The 25328-nt window shown below is 55.2% G+C and carries 29 protein-coding genes and 1 tRNA gene; 18 read left to right on the top strand and 12 right to left on the bottom strand.

The window, feature by feature from the left end; translation table 11 throughout:
• Window position 1 precedes the first annotated feature (1 nt).
• Window positions 2–1525 carry a multiple monosaccharide ABC transporter ATP-binding protein gene (mmsA, locus tag JF44_RS0103980; RefSeq protein WP_033067632.1) on the bottom strand — a complete coding sequence of 508 codons (1524 nt, stop codon included), beginning with the start codon at window positions 1523–1525 and terminating at the stop codon, window positions 2–4.
• Between the two features lie 165 nt (window positions 1526–1690).
• Window positions 1691–2770 carry a multiple monosaccharide ABC transporter substrate-binding protein gene (gene chvE, locus JF44_RS0103985; RefSeq protein WP_033067633.1) on the bottom strand — a complete coding sequence of 360 codons (1080 nt, stop codon included), beginning with the start codon at window positions 2768–2770 and terminating at the stop codon, window positions 1691–1693.
• Window positions 2771–2999: 229 nt separating this feature from the next.
• Between chvE and JF44_RS0103990 the strand changes: the two genes are divergently transcribed.
• The 4 genes from JF44_RS0103990 (at window position 3000) to msrB (ending at window position 5842) form a co-directional block, all read left to right on the top strand.
• Window positions 3000–3998, top strand: a complete 999-nt coding sequence (locus tag JF44_RS0103990) for a LysR family transcriptional regulator (RefSeq protein ID WP_033067634.1) — start codon at window positions 3000–3002, stop codon at window positions 3996–3998.
• Window positions 3999–4176: 178 nt separating this feature from the next.
• Window positions 4177–4731, top strand: coding sequence for an AAA family ATPase (locus tag JF44_RS0103995; RefSeq protein ID WP_033067635.1), 555 nt, complete (start codon window positions 4177–4179; stop codon window positions 4729–4731).
• Window positions 4732–4809: 78 nt separating this feature from the next.
• Complete coding sequence (locus tag JF44_RS0104000; protein WP_081944324.1) at window positions 4810–5283, top strand: thermonuclease family protein; 474 nt, start codon at window positions 4810–4812, stop codon at window positions 5281–5283.
• Window positions 5284–5401: 118 nt separating this feature from the next.
• The gene (gene msrB / locus JF44_RS0104005) at window positions 5402–5842 is read left to right on the top strand and encodes a peptide-methionine (R)-S-oxide reductase MsrB (protein ID WP_033067636.1); all 441 of its coding nucleotides are present in this window, start codon (window positions 5402–5404) and stop codon (window positions 5840–5842) included.
• Between the two features lie 107 nt (window positions 5843–5949).
• Here the strand turns inward: msrB and JF44_RS0104010 are convergent, their stop codons facing one another.
• The 6 genes from JF44_RS0104010 to JF44_RS0104035 are packed head-to-tail and all read right to left on the bottom strand — an operon-like array spanning window position 5950 to window position 11925.
• Window positions 5950–6432: a phosphatase domain-containing protein gene (locus JF44_RS0104010; RefSeq protein WP_033067637.1), complete on the bottom strand. Its 483-nt coding sequence runs from the start codon at window positions 6430–6432 to the stop codon at window positions 5950–5952.
• Window positions 6429–7019 (bottom strand): histidine phosphatase family protein, encoded by a 591-nt coding sequence (locus tag JF44_RS0104015; protein WP_033067638.1) that lies wholly within the window; start codon window positions 7017–7019, stop codon window positions 6429–6431. Before JF44_RS0104015 ends, JF44_RS0104010 begins: the two co-directional genes overlap by 4 nt.
• A gap of 34 nt (window positions 7020–7053) precedes the next feature.
• On the bottom strand, window positions 7054–8142 hold the full coding sequence (locus JF44_RS0104020) for an MBL fold metallo-hydrolase (protein WP_033067639.1): 1089 nt from the start codon (window positions 8140–8142) through the stop codon (window positions 7054–7056).
• Window positions 8142–9224 (bottom strand): ABC transporter ATP-binding protein, encoded by a 1083-nt coding sequence (locus tag JF44_RS0104025; RefSeq protein ID WP_033067640.1) that lies wholly within the window; start codon window positions 9222–9224, stop codon window positions 8142–8144. The genes JF44_RS0104020 and JF44_RS0104025 overlap by 1 nt, the downstream gene beginning before the upstream one ends.
• Entirely contained in the window at window positions 9212–10948 is a 1737-nt protein-coding gene (locus JF44_RS0104030) for an ABC transporter permease (RefSeq protein ID WP_033067641.1), read from the bottom strand. Before JF44_RS0104030 ends, JF44_RS0104025 begins: the two co-directional genes overlap by 13 nt.
• The gene (locus tag JF44_RS0104035; protein ID WP_202901476.1) at window positions 10948–11925 is read right to left on the bottom strand and encodes an ABC transporter substrate-binding protein; all 978 of its coding nucleotides are present in this window, start codon (window positions 11923–11925) and stop codon (window positions 10948–10950) included. Before JF44_RS0104035 ends, JF44_RS0104030 begins: the two co-directional genes overlap by 1 nt.
• Window positions 11926–12122: 197 nt before the next feature.
• Here JF44_RS0104035 and JF44_RS0104040 point away from each other — a divergent pair, with 197 nt between their 5' ends.
• Window positions 12123–12905, top strand: a complete 783-nt coding sequence (locus tag JF44_RS0104040; RefSeq protein WP_052065424.1) for a DeoR/GlpR family DNA-binding transcription regulator — start codon at window positions 12123–12125, stop codon at window positions 12903–12905.
• Here the strand turns inward: JF44_RS0104040 and JF44_RS0104045 are convergent, their stop codons facing one another.
• Window positions 12906–13679, bottom strand: a complete 774-nt coding sequence (locus JF44_RS0104045) for a class II glutamine amidotransferase (protein WP_033067718.1) — start codon at window positions 13677–13679, stop codon at window positions 12906–12908.
• A gap of 195 nt (window positions 13680–13874) precedes the next feature.
• Here JF44_RS0104045 and JF44_RS0104050 point away from each other — a divergent pair.
• The 13 genes from JF44_RS0104050 to JF44_RS20580 all read left to right on the top strand — a co-directional run bounded on the left by JF44_RS0104050 (window position 13875) and on the right by JF44_RS20580 (window position 21419).
• A tRNA-Thr gene (locus tag JF44_RS0104050) sits at window positions 13875–13950 on the top strand.
• Window positions 13951–14179: 229 nt separating this feature from the next.
• Window positions 14180–15691 (top strand): hypothetical protein, encoded by a 1512-nt coding sequence (locus JF44_RS0104055; RefSeq protein WP_156111587.1) that lies wholly within the window; start codon window positions 14180–14182, stop codon window positions 15689–15691.
• Window positions 15691–16203 carry a hypothetical protein gene (locus tag JF44_RS0104060; protein WP_033067645.1) on the top strand — a complete coding sequence of 171 codons (513 nt, stop codon included), beginning with the start codon at window positions 15691–15693 and terminating at the stop codon, window positions 16201–16203. The genes JF44_RS0104055 and JF44_RS0104060 overlap by 1 nt, the downstream gene beginning before the upstream one ends.
• Before the next feature lie 246 nt (window positions 16204–16449).
• The gene (locus JF44_RS0104065; RefSeq protein ID WP_033067646.1) at window positions 16450–17712 is read left to right on the top strand and encodes an RNA polymerase sigma factor; all 1263 of its coding nucleotides are present in this window, start codon (window positions 16450–16452) and stop codon (window positions 17710–17712) included.
• 210 nt (window positions 17713–17922) lie between these two features.
• Window positions 17923–18246 (top strand): RebB family R body protein, encoded by a 324-nt coding sequence (locus JF44_RS0104070; protein WP_033067647.1) that lies wholly within the window; start codon window positions 17923–17925, stop codon window positions 18244–18246.
• Between the two features lie 230 nt (window positions 18247–18476).
• Window positions 18477–18812, top strand: a complete 336-nt coding sequence (locus JF44_RS0104075) for a RebB family R body protein (protein WP_033067648.1) — start codon at window positions 18477–18479, stop codon at window positions 18810–18812.
• 126 nt (window positions 18813–18938) lie between these two features.
• Complete coding sequence (locus JF44_RS0104080; protein WP_033067649.1) at window positions 18939–19238, top strand: RebB family R body protein; 300 nt, start codon at window positions 18939–18941, stop codon at window positions 19236–19238.
• A gap of 11 nt (window positions 19239–19249) precedes the next feature.
• On the top strand, window positions 19250–19555 hold the full coding sequence (locus JF44_RS19830; protein ID WP_052065425.1) for a RebB family R body protein: 306 nt from the start codon (window positions 19250–19252) through the stop codon (window positions 19553–19555).
• 2 nt (window positions 19556–19557) lie between these two features.
• The gene (locus JF44_RS0104090; RefSeq protein WP_033067650.1) at window positions 19558–19758 is read left to right on the top strand and encodes a hypothetical protein; all 201 of its coding nucleotides are present in this window, start codon (window positions 19558–19560) and stop codon (window positions 19756–19758) included.
• Entirely contained in the window at window positions 19755–19982 is a 228-nt protein-coding gene (locus tag JF44_RS0104095; RefSeq protein ID WP_033067651.1) for a RebB family R body protein, read from the top strand. The genes JF44_RS0104090 and JF44_RS0104095 overlap by 4 nt, the downstream gene beginning before the upstream one ends.
• 80 nt (window positions 19983–20062) lie before the next feature.
• Window positions 20063–20386, top strand: a complete 324-nt coding sequence (locus tag JF44_RS0104100; RefSeq protein WP_033067652.1) for a RebB family R body protein — start codon at window positions 20063–20065, stop codon at window positions 20384–20386.
• Between the two features lie 59 nt (window positions 20387–20445).
• Window positions 20446–20709 (top strand): RebB family R body protein, encoded by a 264-nt coding sequence (locus JF44_RS0104105; RefSeq protein WP_033067653.1) that lies wholly within the window; start codon window positions 20446–20448, stop codon window positions 20707–20709.
• A 104-nt stretch (window positions 20710–20813) separates the two neighbouring features.
• Entirely contained in the window at window positions 20814–21419 is a 606-nt protein-coding gene (locus JF44_RS20580) for a hypothetical protein (protein ID WP_052065426.1), read from the top strand.
• Between the two features lie 5 nt (window positions 21420–21424).
• Here the strand turns inward: JF44_RS20580 and JF44_RS0104115 are convergent, their stop codons facing one another.
• The 3 genes from JF44_RS0104115 to JF44_RS0104125 form a co-directional block, all read right to left on the bottom strand.
• Window positions 21425–22729, bottom strand: a complete 1305-nt coding sequence (locus JF44_RS0104115; RefSeq protein ID WP_033067654.1) for an adenylate/guanylate cyclase domain-containing protein — start codon at window positions 22727–22729, stop codon at window positions 21425–21427.
• Window positions 22730–22938: 209 nt separating this feature from the next.
• Window positions 22939–24570: an ATP-binding protein gene (locus tag JF44_RS0104120; protein WP_033067655.1), complete on the bottom strand. Its 1632-nt coding sequence runs from the start codon at window positions 24568–24570 to the stop codon at window positions 22939–22941.
• Entirely contained in the window at window positions 24567–25292 is a 726-nt protein-coding gene (locus JF44_RS0104125; protein WP_033067656.1) for a response regulator, read from the bottom strand. The genes JF44_RS0104120 and JF44_RS0104125 overlap by 4 nt, the downstream gene beginning before the upstream one ends.
• Window positions 25293–25328 lie beyond the last annotated feature (36 nt).

The raw sequence follows: 25328 nt of genomic DNA on the forward strand, positions 1-25328 counted from the left end.
CTCACGCCTTCAGGATCATGCGCATGATTGCTTCCTGACTTGCGTCTTTCGCCGCAAGCTGCCCTTTGATCTCACCTTCGTTCATCACATAGATGCGATCACACATGCCCAGAAGCTCCGGCATTTCCGACGAGATCATTATGACCCCCTTACCGTCGGCTGCCAGCTGGTTGATAATCGTGTAAATTTCGTATTTCGCACCAACATCAATGCCGCGTGTTGGCTCATCCAGGATCAGAACCTCCGGTGCCGCAAACAGCCATTTCGACAAAACGACTTTCTGCTGGTTACCGCCTGAAAGGTTCATGACCTTCTGCGCAACATTGGGCGTACGAATGTTGATTTTTTCGCGGTATTCCTCGGCAACTGAACGTTCTGCCCCATCATTGAGGACACCGTTTTCCGCCACACCATCCAGATTGGCCAGTGTGATATTGGTCGTGATGCTTTCTTCAAGGATCAGACCCATTTCCTTGCGGTCTTCAGTGACATAGGCAAGACCCGATTCAATCGCCTTTTCAACCGTCGACACATCGACTGGTTTGCCATTGATCAGAACTTCGCCGGAAATCTCGGTGCCATAGGACTGACCAAAGATGCTCATGGCAAGCTCTGTGCGCCCGGCCCCCATCAGACCGGCAATCCCGACAACCTCGCCGGCGGCAACATCAATATTGACGTTATCAACGACCTTGCGTTCGGGATGCAACGGATGGGTTGCCGACCAGTTGCGGACTTCCATCAGTTTGTCGGTGCCGATGTTGGGTGTGCGTTCCGGGTAACGATGCGCCATATCGCGCCCGACCATGTCCTTGACGATATCGTCTTCGGTGATTTTACCGCCACGCGCATCAAGGGTCGAAATCGCCTTGCCATCGCGAATGATGGTGATGCGGTCGGCAACCCGGTTGATTTCATTAAGCTTGTGCGAAATCAGGATCGAGGTAATGCCCTGTGCCTTGAATTCCAGCAACAGGTCGAGCAGCTTTTGGCTGTCATTTTCCTGCAAGCTTGCGGTCGGCTCGTCAAGAATAAGGAGCTTCACCTTTTTCGACAGCGCCTTGGCAATTTCAACCAGCTGCTGTTTACCAACACCGATGTTGGTCACAAGCGTTGCTGGATTTTCCTTGAGCCCGACCTTTTTGAGCAGTTCACCGGTGCGCGCAAAGGTCGCAGGCCAGTTCACAATGCCGTTTTCGCTCATTTCGTTGCCAAGAAAGATATTCTCGGCAATCGACAGAAGCGGCACCAGTGCCAGTTCCTGGTGAATAATGATGATCCCGCGATCTTCACTGTCGCGGATATCCTTGAATTCCTGTACGCCACCGTCATAAAGGATGTCACCGTCATAGGTTCCGTGCGGATAAACCCCGCTCAACACCTTCATCAGGGTGGACTTGCCTGCGCCATTCTCGCCGCAAAGCGCGTGGATTTCTCCACGTTCGACTTTCAGGCTGACATCATCCAACGCCTTCACACCGGGAAAGGTCTTGGTGATGTTCTTCATTTCCAGGATGGTATCCATCCGGTCCTCCCACTGCCGTTGGTTTCCCAACGGCGCCTTGATCTGCTTGGTCTTTGTTGTTCTGGAAAACCAGTCGGGCGCGCCTGCCCTTACAGTACCGAAAAGAAACAGGAACCCGGCAATCTGTCAAAAAACAGCGCGCCGGGTTCCAATGATCGTCGCGACTTACTTCACTTCGTCTTCAGTGTAGTAACCGCTACCAAGGATGATTTCTTCCCAGTTGGACTTATCAACCATGATCGGCTCAAGCAGGTAGGAAGGAACAACCTTAACACCATTGTCATAGGTTTCCGTGTCATTGACGGTCGGTTTTTCGCCAGCAAGGACACTATCGACCATGGAAACGGTAACACGCGCCAGTTCACGGGTATCCTTGAAGATCGTGGAATACTGTTCCCCCGCAAGGATCGATTTGATCGACGGCAGTTCCGCATCCTGACCGGTTACGATCGGCATTTTCATGTCGCCGGAACCATAACCAACGCCCTTGAGCGAAGACAGGATACCAATCGACAAACCGTCATACGGTGACAGAACACCATCGACTTCTTCGTCGGTGTAATGCGCCGAAAGAAGGTTATCCATACGCGCCTGTGCAACAGCACCATCCCAGCGCAGGGTACCGACGGTGTCCATGCCCATCTGGCCGGACTTGATCACGATGTCGCCGCTATCGATCAGCGGCTGCAGGATCGACATTGCACCATTATAGAAGAAATATGCGTTGTTATCGTCAGGCGACCCGCCAAACAGTTCGACGTTATAAGGCGGGTCACCGGCATCAGCCAAACCGTTCACCAGCGAGGTCGCCTGCTGAACGCCGACCTGGAAATTATCAAACGTGGAATAATAATCGACATTCGGGCTTTCAACGATCAGGCGGTCATAGGCAAAAACCTTGATGCCCGAAGCCTTGGCATTTTCCAGCGCATTCGAAAGCGTCGTACCGTCAATTGCAGCAATCACCAAAACATCAACGCCCTTGACGATCATGTTTTCGATCTGGGAAAGCTGGTTCGGAATGTCGTCTTCTGCGTATTGAAGGTCGGTTTTATAACCAGCAGCTTCGAACTGCTCGACCATCGAGTTGCCGTCAGAAATCCAGCGTGCCGAAGATTTGGTCGGCATTGCGATCCCGACATAACCTTTTTCATCGGCATGGGCGTACCCACCGGCAATCATCGGGCTCATCATTGCAGCCGCACCAAATGCGACCCCTGCCATTACGGCACTGAGACGTTTCATAGCTATCCTCCCTACAAGACACGGCATACCAGCCATTTTTCTGTGCCCGACTTTGTCAGGCTTTTGGGCCCGCATATGTCGTGTCTTTGTTTTCCATTGATATTGCATCCCATTTCCCAAAGGACACGGCGCCATTATTCAGACGCGACACATAACAATCAAATAAACAATTTCGAAACTTGCATATCAAAAATGATATACTAAAATCACCACGAAGGGAGAAAACACCGTGGCAAAAACGTCGATCAATCAACCGCTAAGCTCGGCGAAATCGCTGCTGTTCAGGTCGGGAAACCTGTTTCAGCGCGGCTTGAAGCTCAGTCACCTGCGCATGATCGTCGCCATGGAGGAAACAGGTCAGATCAGTCTTGCCGCCGAGATGCTCAAAACATCTCAACCGGCGGCCTCTAGACTATTGTCTGAGATGGAAGGCATTTTGGAGGCCAGACTTTGCGTGCGCAGCGCACGTGGCATTGAAATGACCAATGCCGGGCGGGCCTTGGCACGGCGTGCGCGCAGCATGTTGATAGAAATCCGCGAAGCCGAACGCGAAATCGAAGACATCAAACATGGCGGCGGCACGGTTTTTGTCGGGGCGGTAACAGCAGCGGCCGTTGACCTTGTTGTGCCCGCCATCCGAAGCGTTCAGTCGGTAAACTCGCTGCTTGAAGCCCATGTCGGGGTTGGCCCGTCGCATCTTTTGATCAAGGATTTGCTGGCGGGTGATCATGACTTTGTCATTGGCCGCGTGCCTGAGGACATGGACCCGCGCCTGTTTAACATTCGCGAAATCAGAAGCGAGAAAATCCGCCTGATGGTGCGAACCGGCCATCCCCTTCTGGCAAACAACAAACCCATCACCCTGGAACGGCTTGCCCAGTTTGAATGGATTTTACCACCGCCCGGCAACCTCATGCGCCGCACCATCGAGGATGTGTTTATTTCCCGTCATCTGCCCCTGCCCCATTCCAGCCTGAACTCGGCGTCCCTTCTGGTGACTCTGGCGACCCTTTCAGACACAGATTCAATCGCCCCGATGGCCGAGGAAGTCACAACTCTGCTGACCAGTGGCGGGCTGATTACCGAACTTCCCTTTGACGGGGCGATTGAAATCAAACCCTATAGCCTGATTACCGCGCGCGGCCATCGGCTTTCGCCCTCTGCCCAATTGGTGTCGGATCATATTCTGGCCCGGATTGAAAAGCCGCTTGGCGAACGCAACGCCTGATACATACGTGCTTTGGGCCAGTTTCCTTTGGCGTTGACACGCCCGGTCAACGCGCTAAAAGGCGCATCCTTAAACACGACCTTGCGCCATCCCGGCGCAAGCCCAAAACCAACAACAAAATTGCCATCTCCTTGCCGCAATACCCGGTCAGAACCCCGGCGTGCGGAGATCAACACGAATGCAAACGCCCATCACATCCAACCTTGTCGTCATCACCGGTGGTCCCGGTGCAGGCAAAACCACCTTGATCAATCATCTTCATGAACGGGGCTTTGACACCAGCCCCGAAGTGGCACGTGCCATCATCGAAGAACAGCAGGAACGTGGCGGCAATGCCTTGCCATGGGCCGATAACGACGCCTATGCCGGTTTGATGTACCGTCGCTCCATCCGGGCTTGGCAAGATGCCATACAAGCCCATCCACGCACGGTTTTCTGCGATCGCGGATTGCCCGACACCCTGGCACACCGTCAAATTTCCGGCCTTGACGATGACCCGGGATTACACCGTGCGATCAACACCTATCGCTATCACAAGATGGCGTTTGTCTTGCCGCCCTGGTCCGACATCTACAAACCCGATGACGCGCGCACACAAAGTTTCTCTGACGCCGTCAGAACATATGTCGTGCTCTGCCGGGTTTATGCCCAATGCGGCTATGACCTGATCGAAGTCCGTAAAGGCTCGGTCGAACAACGCGCCGCCCAAATCCTGTCACGCCTGAAACTTTAGGGTCAAAACCCATTCAAATCACCGGCGCCGCCATACGAATTTAAAGGCGTTTTGCCCCCAACCACCAAAGATGCACATATGCCCCTCAAATTGCCCCATACCTTTTTTCAGACAGTTGCAACCGCCACCCTGATTGCCACCGGTGCAACCACCATCACACAGACCGCCCAGGCAGCCTGCTATGACTGGCCCCTGCGCGAATATCGCGGTGCATATGCCTATGATGGCGATACAATCTATGTCGCCGTTCCCGGCCTGCCCCGCGAAATAGCCAATATGTCGGTGCGCGTGCGCGGCGTCGATACGCCGGAAATCCGGGGTAAATGCGAAGATGAAAAACAACTGGCGCAAAAGGCACGTGATTTTGCCCGTGAACGCCTTAAATCCGCCCGGTCTGTTACATTCTGTGAACCGGAATGGGGCCGCTATGGCGGGCGGGTTGTCGCCTCTGTGCGCGTTGATGGCAGCCCGCTTGATCTTGAGCTGATTTACAATGGTCTTGCCCGCCCCTATGACGGCAAAACAAAACGGCAGCCGTGGTGTCAGGGGTAATGCGCCCTGCACCAAACCTCACTTCGCTGTGAAGTTACTGGACAAGTTCGATATTCCGCCCATCTTTGGAAACAGGAATTTTACGATTAACGATCCCCAATGATGTGAAGTGACCGACATGAGCAAATACCAAAAAGACCCGGATGCCCTCCGCGACCTTTCGCCAGAACAATATCATGTGACGCAGGAAAACGGCACGGAACCGCCGTTTCGCAATGATTTCTGGGATCACAAGGAAGACGGGCTTTATGTCGATATCGTCTCGGGCGAGCCGCTGTTTACATCGCGCGACAAGTTCGACAGCGGCTGTGGCTGGCCAAGCTTTGTAAAGCCCGTCGAAACCGACCATGTGGTCGCCAAGGAAGACACCACACATGGCATGCGCCGGATCGAGGTCCGATCCAAACACGGCGACAGCCATCTGGGCCACGTCTTTCCCGATGGACCGCAGGATCGCGGCGGATTGCGCTATTGCATCAATTCGGCATCCCTTCGCTTCATCGCGATAGAGGATCTTGAGGCCGAAGGGTATGGGGAATATATAAAACTTTTTGAATAATAGTCTCGATTATTCAAAAAAAGTGAAGAATAAAAAGACCAGCGCATGAGAGATCATGGCCGGTCTTTTTTGTGTGCCTTTATTTGTATGAGGATTAAAAGTCAGACCTAGAATTCACCGGGCGCACATTGCAAACAGGTCAACCCCATATCGCGCCATTTATCGACCACCCGTCTGCGATCATCCACCACCAGCCACGGGTTGAAGCCATCGTCGATGATTTTGGCCAGCAGGTCTTCCTTGACCTCTTCATCACTACGGTGATCAGCGTCTTCGGGGCGCAAATACATGCCATCAAAGGGAATGTCATGGGCGCGCAGCCAGGCTTCTGATCGATGCTGCCATCCGGCGGGGCGGCCTGAACAGATCAGGATCGCATGGCCCGATGCATGCAGGATGCGCAACAGGCGTTCGATGTTTTCAATCGGCCTGGCCTGATCCATCGCATCAAAGAATGCATCCCATTGCTTCTCCACGCCATGAACCAGATGCCCCAACTCATCGGCATCAAAATGCGCCAGTGTGCCATCCATATCAAACACCACAGCGTCTCTGGCATCACGCGCATCACGGGTTTTGGGTTCACTCACGCGGAAATCTCCTTGATCAATTCTTCGGTCAGATTTTCATAGGTCCAACCATCAGCACTTGGGCGAAACAGGATCGGGGTGGCGTTGGGCACACGCGGCCCGTCGGCGTCAAAGCCGGTCATGTAAAGAATGCAGCGCGCCACGCCCGAATGGGCAACAATCACAGTCAAATCGTCGCTGACCTCGGCCAGGGCCTGCTGCATGGCAAAGGACACCCGCTGACACATGGCATCGAACCCTTCGCCGTTTGGCGGGGTGTCAAAACGCGGGCAAAGTTCGGATATCGGGCGGCCTTCAAGATCCCCCCAGTGCCGTTCGCGCAGGCCATCAAGAACCTTGGCCTCATAGTCGGGCAAGGCCAATTGTGCTGTCGTGCGGGCGCGATCCTGCGGGCTGACATAAACGGTATGCCACTTTGTGATCGCCAACAGGGGGGCGATTGCAACGGCCTGTTCGCGCCCGGTATCATTGAGCGGCGGTTCGTTTGACCCGGCAATGATCCCGGCCCGGTTGGCATCGGTTTCCCCGTGTCGAATGAAAACAAACGGCACTTCGGGGAAGTCGAACTTTTCAGCGGCATAGATCATGATCAGGCATCACCGTTTTGAAAAACCAAAAGCATTATAAATAGAACCGATCCGCAAGCTGTAGCCGCCCGTCAAACCCGTCGACAAGTCCAAAATCCTCTGGCCGGCTGGTGAAAAGCGGCACGACCTGCATCGCATGGCATTGGTTGGCAAGCTCGATCACATGGTTTGCCAAGGGATGCACATTCCAGCGCCGAAAATGCGCATGGCCCTTTTCCACCATTTTACGCGCCTCAATCGGCATGAAACCGGTAAAGATCACATGCGCACTTGATCCCATCCGACCAGCGGCCTTCCATGTATCAATCAGTTCACGCGCCTTGCCAAAGGTCGCACAGGGCGCATGACACAAAAGCAACCGGGCATCCGGATTAAAATGCTTTGCCTTGTCTTTAAGTGTGCGCAAACGCCGGATGGCACCGCCATCAACATAATCCGCGCCCCGGTCATCAAGCACCTGCTTGACCTGCCCGTAACACCGATCATCCATCGACCAGTCGGTCAGCCCATGACGTTCGAACAGCAATGCCATTTCTGCGGCCCTACCACTGGGCGGCACCGGAAACAGGATTTGCCCATCAAGCTTGGTCATGGTGGTCAACAGACTGTCGATGCGGACCTGCTGGGTAAGCTGTTCCATACCGTAAGACGCATCAAGCAACACGGTCGCGGCATCAGGCGGCGCGTCATAGAGAAAATAATCAGATTCCTGACAAAAATCGCCGGAATACAAAACCCCGCCGCCCAGCTCGAAATGCAGCCACACCCCGCCAAATGAATGGCCGGTGCGCCCGGTGGTCACCGTTACCCCATCAACCTGAATTTCCCCGCAAGGTGGCAAGGGAATGACATTGGCCCCCTTGGGCAGGGACCGTGCGGTGACCTCTGTGCAGTAAATCGGAAGACCGGCGGCGATAATTTCATCCGCCGCCCCGATATGATCGATATGGTCGTGGGTGATGAAAACAGCGTTAACTTTGGTCAGCCACGCCGGATCAAATCCCTGATCGCTTTCCGGCCCCACCCCGCAATCAAGCAGCCAGCGCCGGTTAAAGAATTCAAGTCGAAGACACGCCGGGCCTTTTTCCCCAAGCCCGGAAAGAACACGCATGCGGGCTGACATCAGGCGGCCTCACCTGCCATGCGATCAAACACCCAGCCATCAGATACCTTAAGCCCGACCTGCTCGCCGATGCGCGCCCGGCGGTTGGCATAAACCGGCAGGCTGTGCCCTTCGCCAATCCGAACCGAAAGCCGGAACCGCCCACCAAGATAAACGCAATCTTCGACCTGACCGCGTAGCGGCGCATCGTCCGTGACCCAAACGTCTTCGGGCCGCAAACACAGGCCTACATTCACATTGGTCTGGCTTTCGTTAAGCTTCGGGCAGATGCGTGCCGCAATACGTGCGTCCCCCAATTGCACCGAACAGGCCCCGTTCGATCCAACCGAAACGTCTTGTACCGGCAAAACCGCGCCTGCCCCGACAAAGCCCGCCACCATCAGATCGGCCGGTTCGCGGTATAGCGTTTCGGGGGCTGCCATTTGGCGAATATGGCCTTTGTCCATCACGGCAATCCGGTCGGCCATCGCCATGGCCTCGGACTGATCATGGGTGACGTAAATCATTGTCGCCCCGGTGCGGCGATGGAAATCGAGAAAGGCCTGCTGCATGGTTTCACGCAAATGCACATCAAGGTTCGCCAGCGGTTCATCAAGCAGCACCGCACGCGGTTCCATGACAAGGCACCTTGCGAGCGCAACACGCTGACGCTGCCCACCTGAAAGTTCGGATGGACTGCGATCGGCATAGGGGCCAAGGGCAACGATATCGAGTGCCTCGGCGATCTTGCGATCCTGCTCGGCCCGATTGAGACCACGCACTTCCAGCGGATAGCCAACATTGCGGGCAACCGTCATATGCGGCCAAAGCGCATAGGACTGAAACACGATGCCAAGGTTGCGGTCTTCGGGACTGACCATGATGCCGTTTTCCGGGCTTGCCATGATCTGCCCACCCAGTGAAATCTGCCCGTGATCAGGTTCCTCGAACCCGGCCAGCAACCTTAAAAGGGTCGTCTTGCCACAGCCTGACGGGCCCAAAAGGGCAACAAATTCCCCATCGGCAATATCAAGCGAGACCTGATTGACCGCCCGATAATCGCCAAAGCATTTCGTAATGCGCGAAAGATTTATGTCTGCCACGGTACAACTCCTTTGGGCAAACGACGCGCAGCAAGCTGAAAACAGCTCATCAGCGCGATCACCACCAGCACGACCAGAACCGCCACGGCCGAGGCCAGAACGGTGTCGCCACTGTCATCCAAATTGAAAATAAGAACACCCAACGTCTCGTTCCCCGCCGACCACAGAAGGGCGGAAACAGTCAGTTCGTTAAAGGCGGTCAGAAACACCAGAAGCGCACCGGCCGCAGCCGACGGGGCTGCAAGCGGCAATAAAATGTCACGAAGACGCCGTGACAATCCGGCACCACAGGCCTGGGCGGCCTCTTCAAGGGCGGGGTCAAGCTGGGTAAAGCTGTTCATTACCGGACGCAGCGCAATCACAAGGAACCGCGCCAAATATGCAATGAAGATAATCCCCAGCGTGCCATACAGGCTGACATCCAACAGCGGAATGCGGATGAACAGCAAAATGCAGGCAATCGCCAGAACCACGCCGGGCAATGCATAGGGCACCTCGACCAGAAGATTGATCAGCTTGGTCACGCCTGATGGTCGGCGCACCATCACATAGGCCAGCGGCAGGCACAGCAGTACCAAAACGATCGCCGCCCCGACCGACAGAACAAAACTGTTCTGAAAAGCGCGGATGGTTGATGGCTGTACGAACATGACTTCGCGGAACGCTTCAAACGTCGCATTGGCAAATGTCAGCTTGACGCCAAAGGCCGGAACCAGCGCGGTCGTAAACAGCGCCAGAAGCGGAATAACAAGAATGCCGACCAACACCGCCCAAAGGGTGGTTTCAACCAACGTCCGGCGCGCACCAAGCTTTACATCCAGCGGTCGCCCAACCATCCCCATCAGGCGATAGTCACGCTTGGACAGCAAACGGTGATGCAGCGCCACGCCGCAAATCGCAATCGCCCCGATCAGCATCGCCAGAACCGATACTTCACCCAAAACCGATGGACCAAACCCGGCAAGCTTCTGATAAATAAGCGTCGGCAGGGTCTGATAACCGGCCGGTATGCCCAGCATCGCCGGGATCCCAAAATTGCCAAGGGCGGTGACAAACGCCATGGCGGTCCCGGCAATCAAACCGGGGCTGGTCAGCGGCAAGATAATTTGCCACCACAACCGCCCACCACGCGCACCGGCCAGACGGGCGGCTTCGATCTGTTCGCGCGGCAACATGCGCAAGTTTGCCCGCAAGGTCAGAAACACGATGGACGCATGCTGAATACCCAGCAGCATGGCAATGCCTTCTGCGGAATAAAGCGGCTGGGGCGATCCCATTGGTGGGGCCATGCCAATGGCGTTTAAAAGCGCACTGCTGGGTCCGGTCAATTGCACCCAGCTAAGGGCTGTGATCTGTGGCGGGATCATCATCGGGATCATGAAACAGAACACCAATGCCGCCTTGGCCCGGATATCGGTCAGTGCGACCAAAAAGGCAAAAGACCCGCCGATCAAAATGGAAATGATTGTCCCAAGGCCTGCGGTATAAAGACTGTTGCCCGTGGCGCGCCAGGTCGATGAACTGCCCAGCACGTCGCGAAAATAATCAAACGAAGGCACACCACCGACCATCACACCTTCAAAGCCAAGGCGCAGGATCGGCAAAATTGAAATAATAAATACCGGCACCACCAACCAGTAAAGCAACCGGTCCGAAGACCGGTTGCCTTGTGGTTTGGCGATCATGCCAGGCAGAACGCCGCGAAGGCGACCTGTCGCCTGCATTACTCAGCCCCGAACATGTCTGCGAATTTTTCTTTGTTTGCTTCGGCCTGTTCCAGCGCGATGGCCGGATTGAAGTCCATCAGCTTGATGTTGCTGCGCGCCGGGAAACCTTCCGGAAGCGCCATGTCATTGCGGGCCGGGATATAGCCCATATCAAGAACAAGTTCCTGACCGGCACCCGAGAGCACGAAATCAACGAACTTATGTGCCGCATCGACGTTCTTGGCGTTTTTCATGATTGCGACCGGCTCGGTCACATAGGTCACACCTTCTTCCGGGAAGACGAAATCAACCGGCGATCCTTTGGCCTTACCGCGAATGGCAAGGAAATCAACAACCACGCCATAGGGTTTTTCACCCGATGCAACCGCCTTGAAAGTACCGCCATTGCCCCCTTTGGCACGTGCATCGTTGGCAGCCAGCGCCTGATAGTAATCCCAGCCAAGGTCTTTGTTCTCGGTCAGGGTGGACAGGTGAATAAGGGCCGCACCGGAATAAAGCGGGCTTGGCATTGCGATCTGGTTTTTGACCGCCGGATCAGCAAGGTCTTTCCAGGATGTCGGTGCCTTGACCGCGGTGTTGTAAACAATGCCGCTGGTGATCAGCTTGGTGGAATAATAATAACCTTCCGGATCATACAGCCCGTCTTCATAGGCACTGGCTTCGGAAGATTTGTAAGCCTGAAGCTGCCCATCCTGTTTCAGGCCTTCAAGCGTGACCATATCAGCAATCAAAAGCACATCCGGGCGCGGATCGCCTGCTGCGATTTCCGCACGGAGTTTTGCCATCAGTTTGGTGGTGCCATCACGGACCCACTCAACTTCAACATCGGGGTTGGCTGCCATAAAGGCATCCACAGTGGTCTGGGCATCCTTGTTTGGCTGGCTGGTGTAAAGAACCAGTTTTTCGGCAGCTTGACCCACAACCGGCAACATCATCGCGGCAGAGGCCACGGCAGCAAGAAGAACGTTACGCATGATCGGCATCCCATATCGAAAAGAAGGTTTCGTTCGAAAACGTTTCGATCCGGACGCTATATGGATTTCGATTTCAATTGTGTGACAACACCAAGAATTAAATGTTTCAACAGGGAAACCGGGCTATGCAGTTGCACTGCCGCCTGTCTATACTCCGATCACAAGCGAAATCATAACTTTCGAACGAAAGACCAAAAGTGTCCAAGACTCCCGATCCAGTGCCTCTTGACCGCCGACGCGACCGTATCGTCGCCCTTGTCAAATCGACCGGCTTCATGGCGGTCGAGGAACTGGCACGCCGATTTAACGTCTCGGTCCAGACCATTCGCACCGATCTGCGTGATCTGCATGAACAGGGGCGCGTGTTTCGCCGCCATGGCCTTGCCGGTCCGGCCCCGGATCCGGATAACTCGGCCTATGAAAAACGCGAAGTCTGGAACCGGACGGGGAAAATGGCAATTGCCGCCAAGGTAGCGGACCTGATCCCGGAGGGCTGCACAATTGCGATTGGCACCGGCACCACCGCCGAACTCGCCGCCCAGCATCTGGCATCCCATCGCAATTTAACGGTTCTCACAAACAACCTGCATGTGGTGATGACCCTGCAGAACGCACCGAATGTCACCCTTAGGCTTGCGGGCGGAACAGTCCGCACCCGTGACCTTGATATCATCGGGGCTGATAGTGCAGATTTCTTTGGCAGCATGCGTGCGGATTTCGGCATCGTCAGCGTCGGCGGGATGAGTGACGAAGGCGACCTATTGGACTTCAACATGGATGAAGTCCGTGCGCGTCGCGCGCTGGTATCATGTTGCGATCACGCAATTCTGATGATCGACGAGAAAAAAGTCGGGCGCAAAGCGCTTTGCCGTGACGGCCACGCGAGCGATTATCAAACCGTATTGCTCAACACCCCGCCCGGAGATGCCCTGCAACGCGCCTTGGTCAAGTCACGTTGTCAGATTGTTGTTGTGTCGTAATCAGCAGGCAAGCGTTGCCTCTTCGCTGATGGTCAGATCACCTTCAACATGCAAGGTATGGTTGGGGGCAACGGCCTTCCAGCTGTCGCTTTCGGTATCGAGCGGTTCAGAGACGACAATCACGTGATCATCGCGTTTGCGCCAATACAGCGATGGCGGCTTGTCGTCGCTGGCATGGCGGATGGCGCAGATGCTGTTGCCGTTTGACAGGCAGGCGGTGAAACGGAACGGAGCCTTTGCGCCGCGCAGCTTCATTTCATTTTCCACGACCTCGATCGTGCGGCGAATGGCGCGGTGTGGGTCATCGCGCAAGCCAAGAGTCAGCATCAGGCAAAAGATCAGTTCGCTATCGGTTGATCCCTGTCGGCCTTCGTAAAATTCATCGTCGATCATCATTTCAAGGGCACGACGCACCAGCGGATAATCGCCAATCTGGCCGTTATGCATGAACAGATATTGGTCATGGGCAAACGGGTGGCAATTGGTGCGCGTGGTGTGTGTCCCCGTGGACGCGCGCACATGGGCAAAGAACAGCCCCGATTTGATGTGATGGGCAAGGGATCGCAGATTGGGGTCATTCCAGGCCGGCAGGATTTCGCGATACAGCCCCGGTGTGGTGCGTTCGTCATACCAGCCGATGCCAAACCCGTCGCCATTGGTTGGCGTCTTGGCCTGTTCGGCATGCAGGCTTTGCTCGACCAGCGAATGACGCGGCTCAAACACCAATTTTTCCAGATAAACCGGATCACCGATATAACTTAGCCAACGACACATGATCTGTTCCCGCACTTGAATTTTAACGGCGCACATCTAAGCCTGATATCTACAGTGTGGTCAATGTGATATTCCCGTTGTCTGCCATGATTTTCCGGCCTGGGGGGACGTCATGCATTTGTTGGCAAAAAGAACAACAAACCTCTTGCCAAGGCGGGTTATTGTCCGTATTTTCCGCGCCACAAAATGAATCGTGCTGGCGTAGCTCAGCTGGTAGAGCAACGCATTCGTAATGCGTAGGTCGTAGGTTCAAATCCTATCGCCAGCACCATTTTGATTTACAAAACCCCGCCGGGTATACCCGAGCGGGGTTTTGTGTTTTTTGACCCAAAACACAACCGGGAATGATCCCTTTCGGGATGCCCGGACCATGCAAATCTTTTCACATTTCCAGTACAAACCCGTCTGTTTGCAAGGAACCGTTAAACTCCTTTCAGCAGATCGGCGGCTTTTTGACACGGTCTGACCGACGCTGTGAGGCACCACTGGGGATTGCATGCATGACTGACAGTGACGCACCCAAACAGGGTAAGGCCAACGCCAAATCCGATGCCACGCAGAACGCACCGGAAGCCAGTGCGGCGGATGCCGAAAACAACCTTCAGGAACCAACAGAACCGCTTGCAGCCGCAAGCCCGGAACAAGCCGCCATGGATATGATGGCCGCTCTTTGCCGGGATTTTGGTTTGCCGGAAGTGACCGCGAACCAATCCGCCACGGAAGATGCGCAACAGCAGCCAACCGAAACCGCGTTTCAGATCATTCAACGTTTCCTGCTTGATGGGAACGCCAGCACGCCAACGCCAACTGCCAATCTGAACGCCGAGATACATGAAGCATATGGTGATCCCGGCAGCCGGCAAACCGGCCATAGTGATGCCACCCCAACCACGCAGGGCACTGATCCGCAATGGGGCGTCACCACCACACACAGCGACGGCAGTACAACAGACCTGAGCGGCCCGGTCATCAAGGATGACATGTTTCGGACCGCCATGCCGTCCCTGCAGGGTAAAACCACAGCTGGTGCAAGTGATCCGGACTGGTTGATCAGCATGACACAAAATGCCGCGCTTTCACCGATGCACACCCCGGCACAAATCGCCGTTGCCGCCAGACTGTGCGCAACCGATGTTCCCCAATCGCTGCGCAAATGGTGCCTGCATGTCGGACCTTCATCTGATGCGCTGTCGGAGCTTTCTGTTTCACTGCCTTCAAGTCAGCCATCGCATTTGCGTGCGGTTGTGTTCGATACGACGCTCGAAGACACCAGCGGCACGCATCTGTCGGAAGTTCCAACATTCAGTGGCGGTCCCTATGCCATTCATCTGGAACAAACGGTTGGAGCCACATCAAGCGAGACCACCCCGAACCGCGCTTTGATCCGGCTGGTCTTTGCAGATCGCGCACCAATCCCGGTCGAGCTGGAATATGTTGGTGCCCTGCCCAGCCCGGTTGTTGCCGGCACCATTCTGATTGGCCCGAACCACACCATTCCTTTCTGGGTGCAGATCACCCCACCGGCAGAGGGTGACAATGGCGCCGGGCTGGTTGTTCTGGTGCGTTATGATCGGGAAACCGGGTTTGACGTCACGGCCCAGCTTGTAACCGATGCCAAGGCCAGCACCCCAACGGCCATCCTGACCTGCAGTGCGCAAAGCGATAATTCCGCCTGCCGGGCGGCAAGCATGATTGCCAACAGCAGTGGCCGTCTGGAAACAAGCCTGACCGGGCTTTCTGATATTCCCGACGAAAACGATCTGGAAAAATACGGCTTCATGCTGCCCGCAGTGGTTAGCAACTCTGACACATCCAGTCCAACTGGCACCAAAAGCGGTTCATCAGTTGGCAAAACGGATACAGTAGAAAGCCCCCCATCCGCGCCCGCATCGAAATCATCGGGCAGCAAACCAGCCAGTCGCCCGGCAAAAGGCAAGACGGGCGGCACAGATAACGCGACCAAACCCACAAACAGCAGCAGTTCAAATCGCAACACCAAGGGAGGCACCTGATGTCTGGTCAGGCGCAAAATGATATCGCCACGGCAAGCGGGCGAAAGGACGCCGTCAGAAAGGCGTTCAATCAGGAATACATGGCAACGCAGCAGGCCATGTCACAGGCCGCCGAGCGCGCCCGTGCGCAGGTTCTTGATCAAAAAAATACCATTGCCAATCATGCCACGGATGTAAAAGCCGGCGCCCAGGCCCCTCAACCGCCGATCGGCGCCCAGAATACCGGGCAGGCACATGCGCAGCCACAAGCCGCAACCGGTCACCCGCCACAGGGGGCACCCCACATGGCATCCGACCCAAATCAGTACAGCGATCAACAGATCATGTTCGATATCGCCAATGAAATCCGCAATATCATTACCCGTGAAATTGATCTTCGGATGCAGGCTCTGTCGGCAAAAGTGGAAACGGCACTTGCCAATGCCTTCCCGCCCCAGGATCAGGAAAGTGACACACAACACCCCAAAACCAGATCCGGCAACCGCCGTTCTGGAAGCAGCAAGAAAACCTGACTGATCAGGTCAGGACCACTTCGCGAAACCAACCGTCCATAAACACGATAACAAGCGCACCAATGCGCGACCAGAGCGTCCCAAAGCTCCAAAGCCCGAATGCGATGGCAATCTTGCCGCGCACCGAAGCACAACCAAAAGATGCACAAAACTTTTTATTCACAATCGAGTTAAAGCTACGTCATAATGGATACCTGAAAAGTTTATCATCCTATGGTTGTATTCCATCAACCGGAGGGGCCCATAGTGCAGAATGAAAAGAACAGTCGGCAGGATGAGACAACCCTGACACAAGCAGAGCTCAGCTTTGCCCAAAGCCTGGAGCAGACCCTTAATCAGGCTTTGGGGGATGGTGACAAGGTGACCTCGATCTGGTCACGGTTGAAACCAGAACAACGTGCGCGCATCGCAGAAGACTATCTTGCGAAGCTCGCGGGATCAGATCCCTGTTTTGATCAGGGACATGATGATTGCCAAACCACTTCTGATCGACCCAAAGACGATCCACTTGATTTGGGTGGTTTGGGTGATTTGGGTGATCGCAATGCCAAGGAACTTGATGCCGACTTCATCACGCAGTCGCCCGCCTCAAGCGCCCAGCAGGCACCGACGCCAAGCGGATCAGAAACCCCATCCCCGCAGCACCCCCCCACCACCACGCCCCCCTCCAATCAATACAGCCCACCCCGCGGTTATCCGGCAGATTTCAATCCACTGGCAGGCTTTCCCGGGCTGGAACCATCACGCAGCGGGCCAAGCCCCGAAGATGTTATTGCCGGTGCACTGGGTGGTTTAGCCCCCCATGCAACACCGCTTGATGTCTTGCGCGGCGCGGTACCGGGCGAACATGCCCCGAACATGCGTCAACCGGTTCCCCATCCACCTGTTGCACCCCCGCTTGAACAACCGGCACCTGATGACAATCCGCAGGTCGATTACAACCACCAAGCTGCAACCAGCCCCCAGGATGCCGCCCACACGGGGCCGGCTGCACCGAATTTCTGGCCGCTTTGGATTGATCAGCAAGACAGCCTGTTAAAACAATGTCTGAAGCTGATGTCAGGCAATATGGATGATGCGCAGGATGCGTTGTCCGAGGCCATGGTCAAGGCATCAACCAAGTTCGAAGATTCCATGGATGAAATTCGCAACCACCGCGCCTGGCTATCGCGCATTGTTCATAACGCCTGCATTGATCTGCATCGACAGAACCGGCGCAAGGCGGAATATCGCGAAGAAACCCATGGGGCAGCAGACATGCCCCCTTCTCCGATGACAGCGCCGATCACGCCAAGCCCGGAAGAGTCCTATTTGGCGGGCGAGAAACTTGATCAGCTTGAAACAGCCCTTCTTGCCATGCAGGAAAAACTGCGCAAACCGCTTTTGATGCGCTGCGTGCAGGATCGAACCTATGACGAGATTGCACAGGCATTGGGCCTTTCGAACTGTGCCGTGCGCAAACGCGTTCAGCTTGCCCGTGAACATCTTAGAACGGCAGGCATTCAATAGGCAGGAACCATCAATCGCGCCAAAATGAAACGGCAGGCCGGACATTTTGATATCGGCCTGCCGTTGACGAAAAAAACAAAAACTAAATTGAAAAGACGCGTCACAACCCGAAACCACCAGCGTCTTTAGACTGAAAACGGGACGGCGAAACCCCGTCAGGATCACAACAGCAAGCAGCACACAGCAAAGCTTTACGAAGGAGACTTTACAATGGCGATTCCGACCCCGGTAAATGGTCAGATCACTGATGCAGTCACCCAGGCTAACGTGAAAGTTCTGGGCGATGCCCCGGCAATGGCAATGGGCTCTATTTTCCAGTCCCTCGCACATTCCACCGGCATTCTTTATGAAAACGCGGTCAGCGCACAGCAGCAGATCGGCATCACCTCTCAGGCGGCAACCAACCAGGGCGTCATCCAGATCTATTCGGTCGATACGATGGCAGACTCGGTTGCGACCTCGAAGATTGCCAAAAGCGATGTTCCCGACAACATGCTTTCGCTTCTGACCGCTCTTCAGGCCACCAAGAGCTGATTCCCCCTTATTCCCCCAAACAGGCCCAACAAACCGGGCGGTCGCATTCACCTTGCGGCCGCCCGATTTTTATCCGCATCACCACGGCAAAACAGCGCAGCTTTTTAAGGGCCTAACGTCACAACACCCTTTGCCCTGCGTCAACTGATTGACCGCAAGACATGCGGAAAGGGCCGGTTGCGAGGGATAACTTCCATCCGGCACTTCTTTAGGCAACCAGGAGATACACAATGGCTGATAACACTCCGGTCAATGGCATGATTACCGACGCCGTCACCCAGGCCAATGTAAAGGTGATGGGCGACGCGCCGGCAATGGCCATGGGCTCGCTCTACCAGTCGCTGGCGCATTCTCATGGCATTCTCTACGAGAACGCTGTCAGTACCCAGCAGCAGGTTGGCATTTCTTCGCAAGCAGCCACCAATCAGGGCGTCATTCAGGTTTATTCTGTCGACACCATGGCGGGTGCAGTTGCGACGTCAAAGCTCGCCGCAAGCGACGTTCCCGACAATATGCTTTCGCTTTTGTCGGCACTCAAGGCAACGACCGGAACGTCCGTGTCGTAACATCCCTATTGGTTTCGCCGCCGAACCGGCCCGGCATGCAATCGCTTGCCGGGCTTTTTCCATCACAAATGGTTCGATGCGGCGTCATCACGGTAGGTACTTGTTTCGCCAGTCAAGGAGAAGGACATGCCAGCGGCACCCCCTGAGCAAAACGGCAAGAAATCCGCACACCCCCGGTTCGATTCGACTGAAGAGCCCCACAAGTGTGAGGTCTCAGATCAGATCACGGACTGTGTTGCCCTGACCAATGTCGCGACACTGGGTTCGGGGCCGGGGTATGCCGCCCTGCAATCCATGCTTGGCCAGACCCAATCCCAAAACATTCTGATGGCGAACATGGTGTCCGCCCAAAAGCAAAACGCCATGATCGGCATGACGACCATGACCCAAAGCGTTCTGCAAATGATGAACCGCGGCAACAAATAAGGATCATTCCGATGAGCAGCCAAAGCGAAGTCGACGAACAGATCACCGATAGCGTGACCCAAACCAACACATCCGTCATTGCCAATGGCCCGGCCATGGGAGCAATGCAGTCCTATCTGTCGCAGGCCCAGGCGCAGGGCATCCTGTTTGCCAATATGGTCAATGAACAACAGCAACAGTCGGTTGCCAGCCTTGCCACCACGATGGAGTGCGCCAAGGCCACCCTGTCGGTTCAGGACAGCAAACCAAATTTTTTTACGCAGCCCCAACCGGCGCGCCGTCGCCCGCATTCGGATTCGAACAACAATCCCACCTGAAAATGAAACCCCGCCCGGACGGCATGAACCTTGACGATCCGGACGATGAAGATGAAGACGACGATGCGCAAACAGCGGCCCCCTGGCATCGCGACATCTGGGGCGATCTGGACGAACGGTTCCTCGGAGATGGAACTGGCCATTCCGGGCAGGACGGTCCGAACGACGACGATGACGGTGAAGAGACAGAGGACGAAGCATGAATGATATCGTCAACCCACAAGTCACCGATGCTGTCACCCAGACCAACGTCAAGGTTCTGGGTGAAAGCCCCGCACAGGCGGTTTCCATTGCCATGCAGTCGCATTCACATGCCACGGGACTGGCGATGGAAAACGCAACGCTGACCCAGGGCAACATGCAGCAGGTCGTCAATACGGCGACATCAAAGCTCGTAGCGATGATCACAGCCCAGGCAGGCGGGTAATCCGATGAATTTGATCACAAACCTTCGCGTTGCCCGTCTAAAGATGTGCGGTCATCCGGACCGCTTTTTCGGAGGATAACATGGCTATTCCAACACCGGTGAACGGTCAGATTACCGACGCAGTCACCCAAAGTTCAGTCAGTGTTCTTGGATCCGCACCCGCCAATGCGATGGGCTCGATCTATCAAAGTGCGGCACATTCAACATCCATCCTGTTTCAAAATGCCGTGCAGGCACAGCAACAGGCATCAATGTGTTCGCAGGCGGCAACCAACCAGGGCGTGATGCAGCTTTACTCTGTCAACACGATGGCTGGCGCACAGGCCACCGCAAAACTCGGACGGTCTGACAACAGCGATACGCTTTTGACACTTCTCGTAATTTTGGCAGCAACCCGCCGCTAGGCACCTGACCCGCCGGCGCATCTGCGAACCGGCAATGGTCACAAACATGAGGGCGTGAAATGGCAGACAACACCCCTGTAAATTCACAAATCACCGACGCGGTGACACAGAACAACGTCAAGGTTCTGGGTGAAGCGCCGGCACAGGCCATGGGCCTTGTGTATCAGACGATGGCCCATTCCATCAGTCTGTCGATGCAAAACGCCATGCAAACCCAAGGCGGGCTGCAACAGATTGGCAACGCCGTAACGTCCAGCGCCTGCAAGATGATCTTGGACAGTTCCGGGGGCGGCATGGGCGGCAAAGGCGGCGAAGGCGGCTGACCGGATCTGACTGACAAGCCCCCTGATCACGCACAACCACCGCACGGGCGCGCATTTTGCGTCACATGTGCAAGTCTACCCACCAGCCCCGCACGAGGTTTACGATGGCAGACGATGACAACACCGCAAACGACAGCTCGAAAACCGAAAGCGACGATGCAAGCAAAACCAACGGTGATGATAGCACGTCAAATGCAGCCTCAAGTACGGACAGCAGCAAAGCCGAGGCTGGCGGCAAATCCGATGACAGCGGTTCAGCCAGCGGCTCCGGCGATGATAGCAGCAGCTCGGAAAGCGGGTCAGACAGTGGGTCAGAAAGTGGTTCGGATGGATCTGATGCAGGCAGCGCATCTGGCACCCCGCCGCTTAGCACCGCGCTTAATCCGCAAATTGTTCAGGCCGTCGGCACCACCAACCACGCTGTTTTGAACGGGGCCATCCCCGGTGCAAACGGGGTTGCCTATCAAAAAGTCTCCCAGGCGGCGGCCTATGCGGTTCAGGATTCAACCGATTATCTGCGCAACATCATGTCAATGGCATCCGCCACCACCGGTGTCGCCATGCAACAGATGCTCGCGACAAAGGAAGTTGATCCCTATTCCAAAATCATCGAAGCCGCAACCAAGGCAGTCGGTGACGCCCAAACCACCTTTTCAAAGGTCGGCACGTCTGCCAGTTCAGTGGTGAAGGACTTTGATAATCTGGCCTGAAAGAACTAGCCCGCGCGCATCAGTTCAATCCGGTGGCAGGCTTCCGAGAAGTCCGGGGCAAACAGCTTGACGCTGACCCCGGTTCCCTGAAGTTCATAAGCCCCCATCTCTGCTGTCGGGCAGGAAATGAAGCTTGCGACGGTCTGGCTGACCAGAACCCGTTTGCCAAGCTGTTTGGTAAGCTGCTCGATACGGGCTGCCTCATTGGCCGCCTGACCAACCACGGTAAAGTCCACACGCTCAGACACACCGACATTGCCGTAAATCACATCCCCGACATGCATGCCCAGCCCGTAATCAAACGGCAATTTGCCTTCGGCTTCACGTTTGGCATTAAGCTCATCGATGTTCAATTGTGCTTCGGCCGCGGCATAGAGTGCAGACACACAGGCATTTTCAAGATTGTTGTCATCCTCATCAATCGGGAAAATCGCCAATGTCGCATCCCCGATATAACGCAGAACCTGCCCACCGTGTTTGAGCACTGCCCCGGCGGTCGCGGCAAAGAAATCGTTCATTTCGCCAAGAAAGGCATCGTCACCCACATGGGTCGCAACCGATGTTGAATTGCGCATATCGGAAAACCAGATCACGGCGCGGGTTTTGGTGCTATCGCCCAGTTTGATCTGACCATTGCGCACACGCCCACCCGCGTCCGAGCCAAGATAAGTCTCAAGGATGGTGCTGGTTTCTTCATGGTTGATGCGCATCTTGCACGACACGGCAAAACGACGCTGAATCCCTGACAGGATTGCAAGGTCCTCGTCCGAGAAACCGCTGGGTCGACGGGTCAGATAGGTCATGAAAATGCGGTTGCTGTTAAGCGTGCTGTCACGGTCGGTGACAAACGGTGTCATCAGGGCATAGTAATCGGTGCCGCGTCTTTTACGGAAACTTTCAAGGACCGGGAAATCAACAACAGCACTTGGACCAATGAGATGACGGCGCATAAAGCTGACGTCATTTTCAAGCATCCACTTCATCGGGCTTTCGGTCCAGCCATTGTCTTTTTCATCGTCGCCCATGTGGTTGGTGCGTTCGATCTGGCCATTTTCCTTGGTCCAGATATAGGAAACACCTTCGTAAAGCGGATGCAGGGTTTTAAATGAAACCATCACCCGGTCAACGGGGATGCCCGACGCGACAAGGCGGCTTGCCATGCCTGAAAGAAGGTCCTTGATGTCGGTATCATCAAGTGCACATTCCATCAGCCAGTCATTGACAGATCGCACGAAACCGCGCGCAGCTTGCGCGTTGTTGGTACCAGGTAGCGCGGTTACCACACCTGTCGAGTTCTGATCATTGCCCATCGTCCGCTCCGTCCATCCGTATTCTTAATTGTTGCATCGCCTAGATAGAACAGCAATGCAAATTCGCAATTGTTGATTTGGAAACATTGATTTTCTCGCCACATAAATGACTATTGGTCATTAGTATTGCAAGGGCAATTCGACAAAAACCGGCAGCCCCTTGCTCCACCGGAAACATCCGGCGACCAAAGAGGTGCAATATCAGTGTTTTAGGGGCGTGCGGGCGGCAGGTAAATACGTGCCAGAAGTCCGCCCTGCGGGGCATCTTCAAGATAAATTTCCCCGCCATGTGCCCGAACGGCGGTTCGTGCAATCGCCATCCCCAGGCCAATGCCACCGGTGTCACGATTGCGTGATTCCTCAACCCGGAAGAAAGGCTCAAACACCTGTTCGCGCTGATCAATGGCGATGCCCGGGCCGTCATCGGCAATTTCGATCCACAATCCGCCGTCGTCGGCATCGCGTACAGTCACCTCGACCGTGGTCGCAAACTTCAGCGCATTGGATACCAGATTGCCAAACGCCCGTTTAATCGACAAAGGCCGACACGGATAGACCCGCGCTTCGACGGAACCGGCAAAATGGATTGGTCGTCCGGTTTCAGCCAAATCCTCGACCGCAGATTCAACAAGGGCAGTCAAATCAATCTTGCGGGTTTCCTCATTGGCAGTTTCTTCGCGGGCAAAGGTCATGGCCGCTTCGACCATTTGTTCCATCTCGTCCAGTGTTTCAATGATCCGTGCCCGGTTTTCAGGATCATCGACAAATTCTGCGCGCAAACGCAAAGACGTAATCGGCGTACGCAAATCGTGCGAAATCGCAGCCAGCATCCGTGTACGATCTTCGACAAACCGTTTAAGGCGTGCGGTCATGCGGTTAAACGCCTTGGCCGCACGGCGGATTTCAATCGGACCGGTTTCAGGAACCGGTTCGGGATAATCACCGCGCCCGACCCGGTCCGCCGCCTGGGTCAACAATCCCCAGGACCTTGATATGCGCCGGGCCAGCACAAATGCGATCACCGCAATCACCACGGCAGAAAGCAAAACGCGCAACAGATTATCGACCACAAACCTTGGCGGGGGCATCATGCCGCCGATCATGGCTTCCAGCCAGACGGTTGACGACGCGACCGTGCCGTCTGCATGGGTGACAGTCGATGTGATCGGCACGACAAGCTGCATGACCGGAGACGCGTGACAGTCAAAACGTTCCATATAGCGCAAAGCCCAAGGGGCTTTTATGCCACCATAAGGCCGGTCATGTGCGTTTTCCGGATGTTCGAACCTTTCACCGCGGGCTTCCTTCGCATCTTCAAGAACGTCTTCTGCGTCTTCTGCATCCTTGTAATCCGCATTTCCCGAAGATGATGCATGGCCGTTCATAAACACATTTTTGGCTTGAAGCAGCGATTTTTTGTGCTTCCAACAGGCATCCTCGGACAGAACAAAAACCTGTGCAGGATTATCGGGCGTGGTACCAAGAAATGCGTTTAGCCGGTCACTTAACCCACCTTCATCATGGCTGCCCCCACGGCCTTTGCCGGTGCTGTCGGGCAGTTCGGCCGGATCAAGGACACGCAACCGGGTTTGCGCCGATTGCGCAACACGCAAAACATCGCGCCAGTTTTCCTGTGGCGTGGTGGTCAGTATCCGTGAAATCGCCGCCACACGGGACAATGCATTGCCACGACGTTCAGATGCCACGGCATCGCGGCGCTCGTCTGCCAGCATGACCCCAAGCACGATATGGGTAAGTATAATCGCCCCCAGCAACAGACACACAAGCTGCGCGGTCAGGCTTTGCGGCCACAGACGTTTTATCAGGCGGCGTCTGTTCATTTCTCCGCCACCTCGCAGGTAAACATGTATCCCCCGCCCCAGACGGTTTTGATCAGGGTCGGGTTTTTCGCATCATGTTCGATCTTTTTGCGCAGACGGCTGACCTGATTATCAATGCTGCGATCAAACGGAATGGCTTCACGCCCGCGTGTCAGATCAAGCAACTGGTCGCGGTTAAGCACCATGTTGGGATGTTCGACAAAGGCGCAAAGCAAGCCGTATTCACCGGCACTAAGCGGGACCATCACATCATTGGCATCGCGCAGTTCATGGCGCGTGCGATCAAGTATCCAGCGATCAAAATGAACCTGCCCACCGGGCAGAGGTCCCTTGCGCCCGACCGGAAGACTTTGGGCACGTCGCATCACGGCTTTTACGCGCGCAAGCAATTCGCGCGGATTAAACGGCTTTGCCAGATAATCATCCGCCCCCATTTCAAGCCCGATGATGCGGTCGGTTTCCTCGCCAAGGGCGGTCAGCATGACCACTGGCACATCATGATTTTCCCGCAGCCAGCGACACAGGCTGAGCCCATCTTCGCCCGGCATCATCAAATCAAGGACAATCAGATCCGGGGCGATGTCATCAGCCATCAACTTCCGCAACTCACGACCATCGGATGCCAGAGACACACGGTATTCGTGCTGGCGCAAATATCGCCCAAGAAGGTCACGAATATCGCGATGGTCATCAACAACAAGAATATGGGGCTGGTCGCTCATAAGGGGTCCTGAAATCAGATTACGTCGCTTCTTGAT

The organism is Thalassospira australica, from assembly GCF_000763295.1.
Lineage (GTDB): Bacteria > Pseudomonadota > Alphaproteobacteria > Rhodospirillales > Thalassospiraceae > Thalassospira > Thalassospira australica.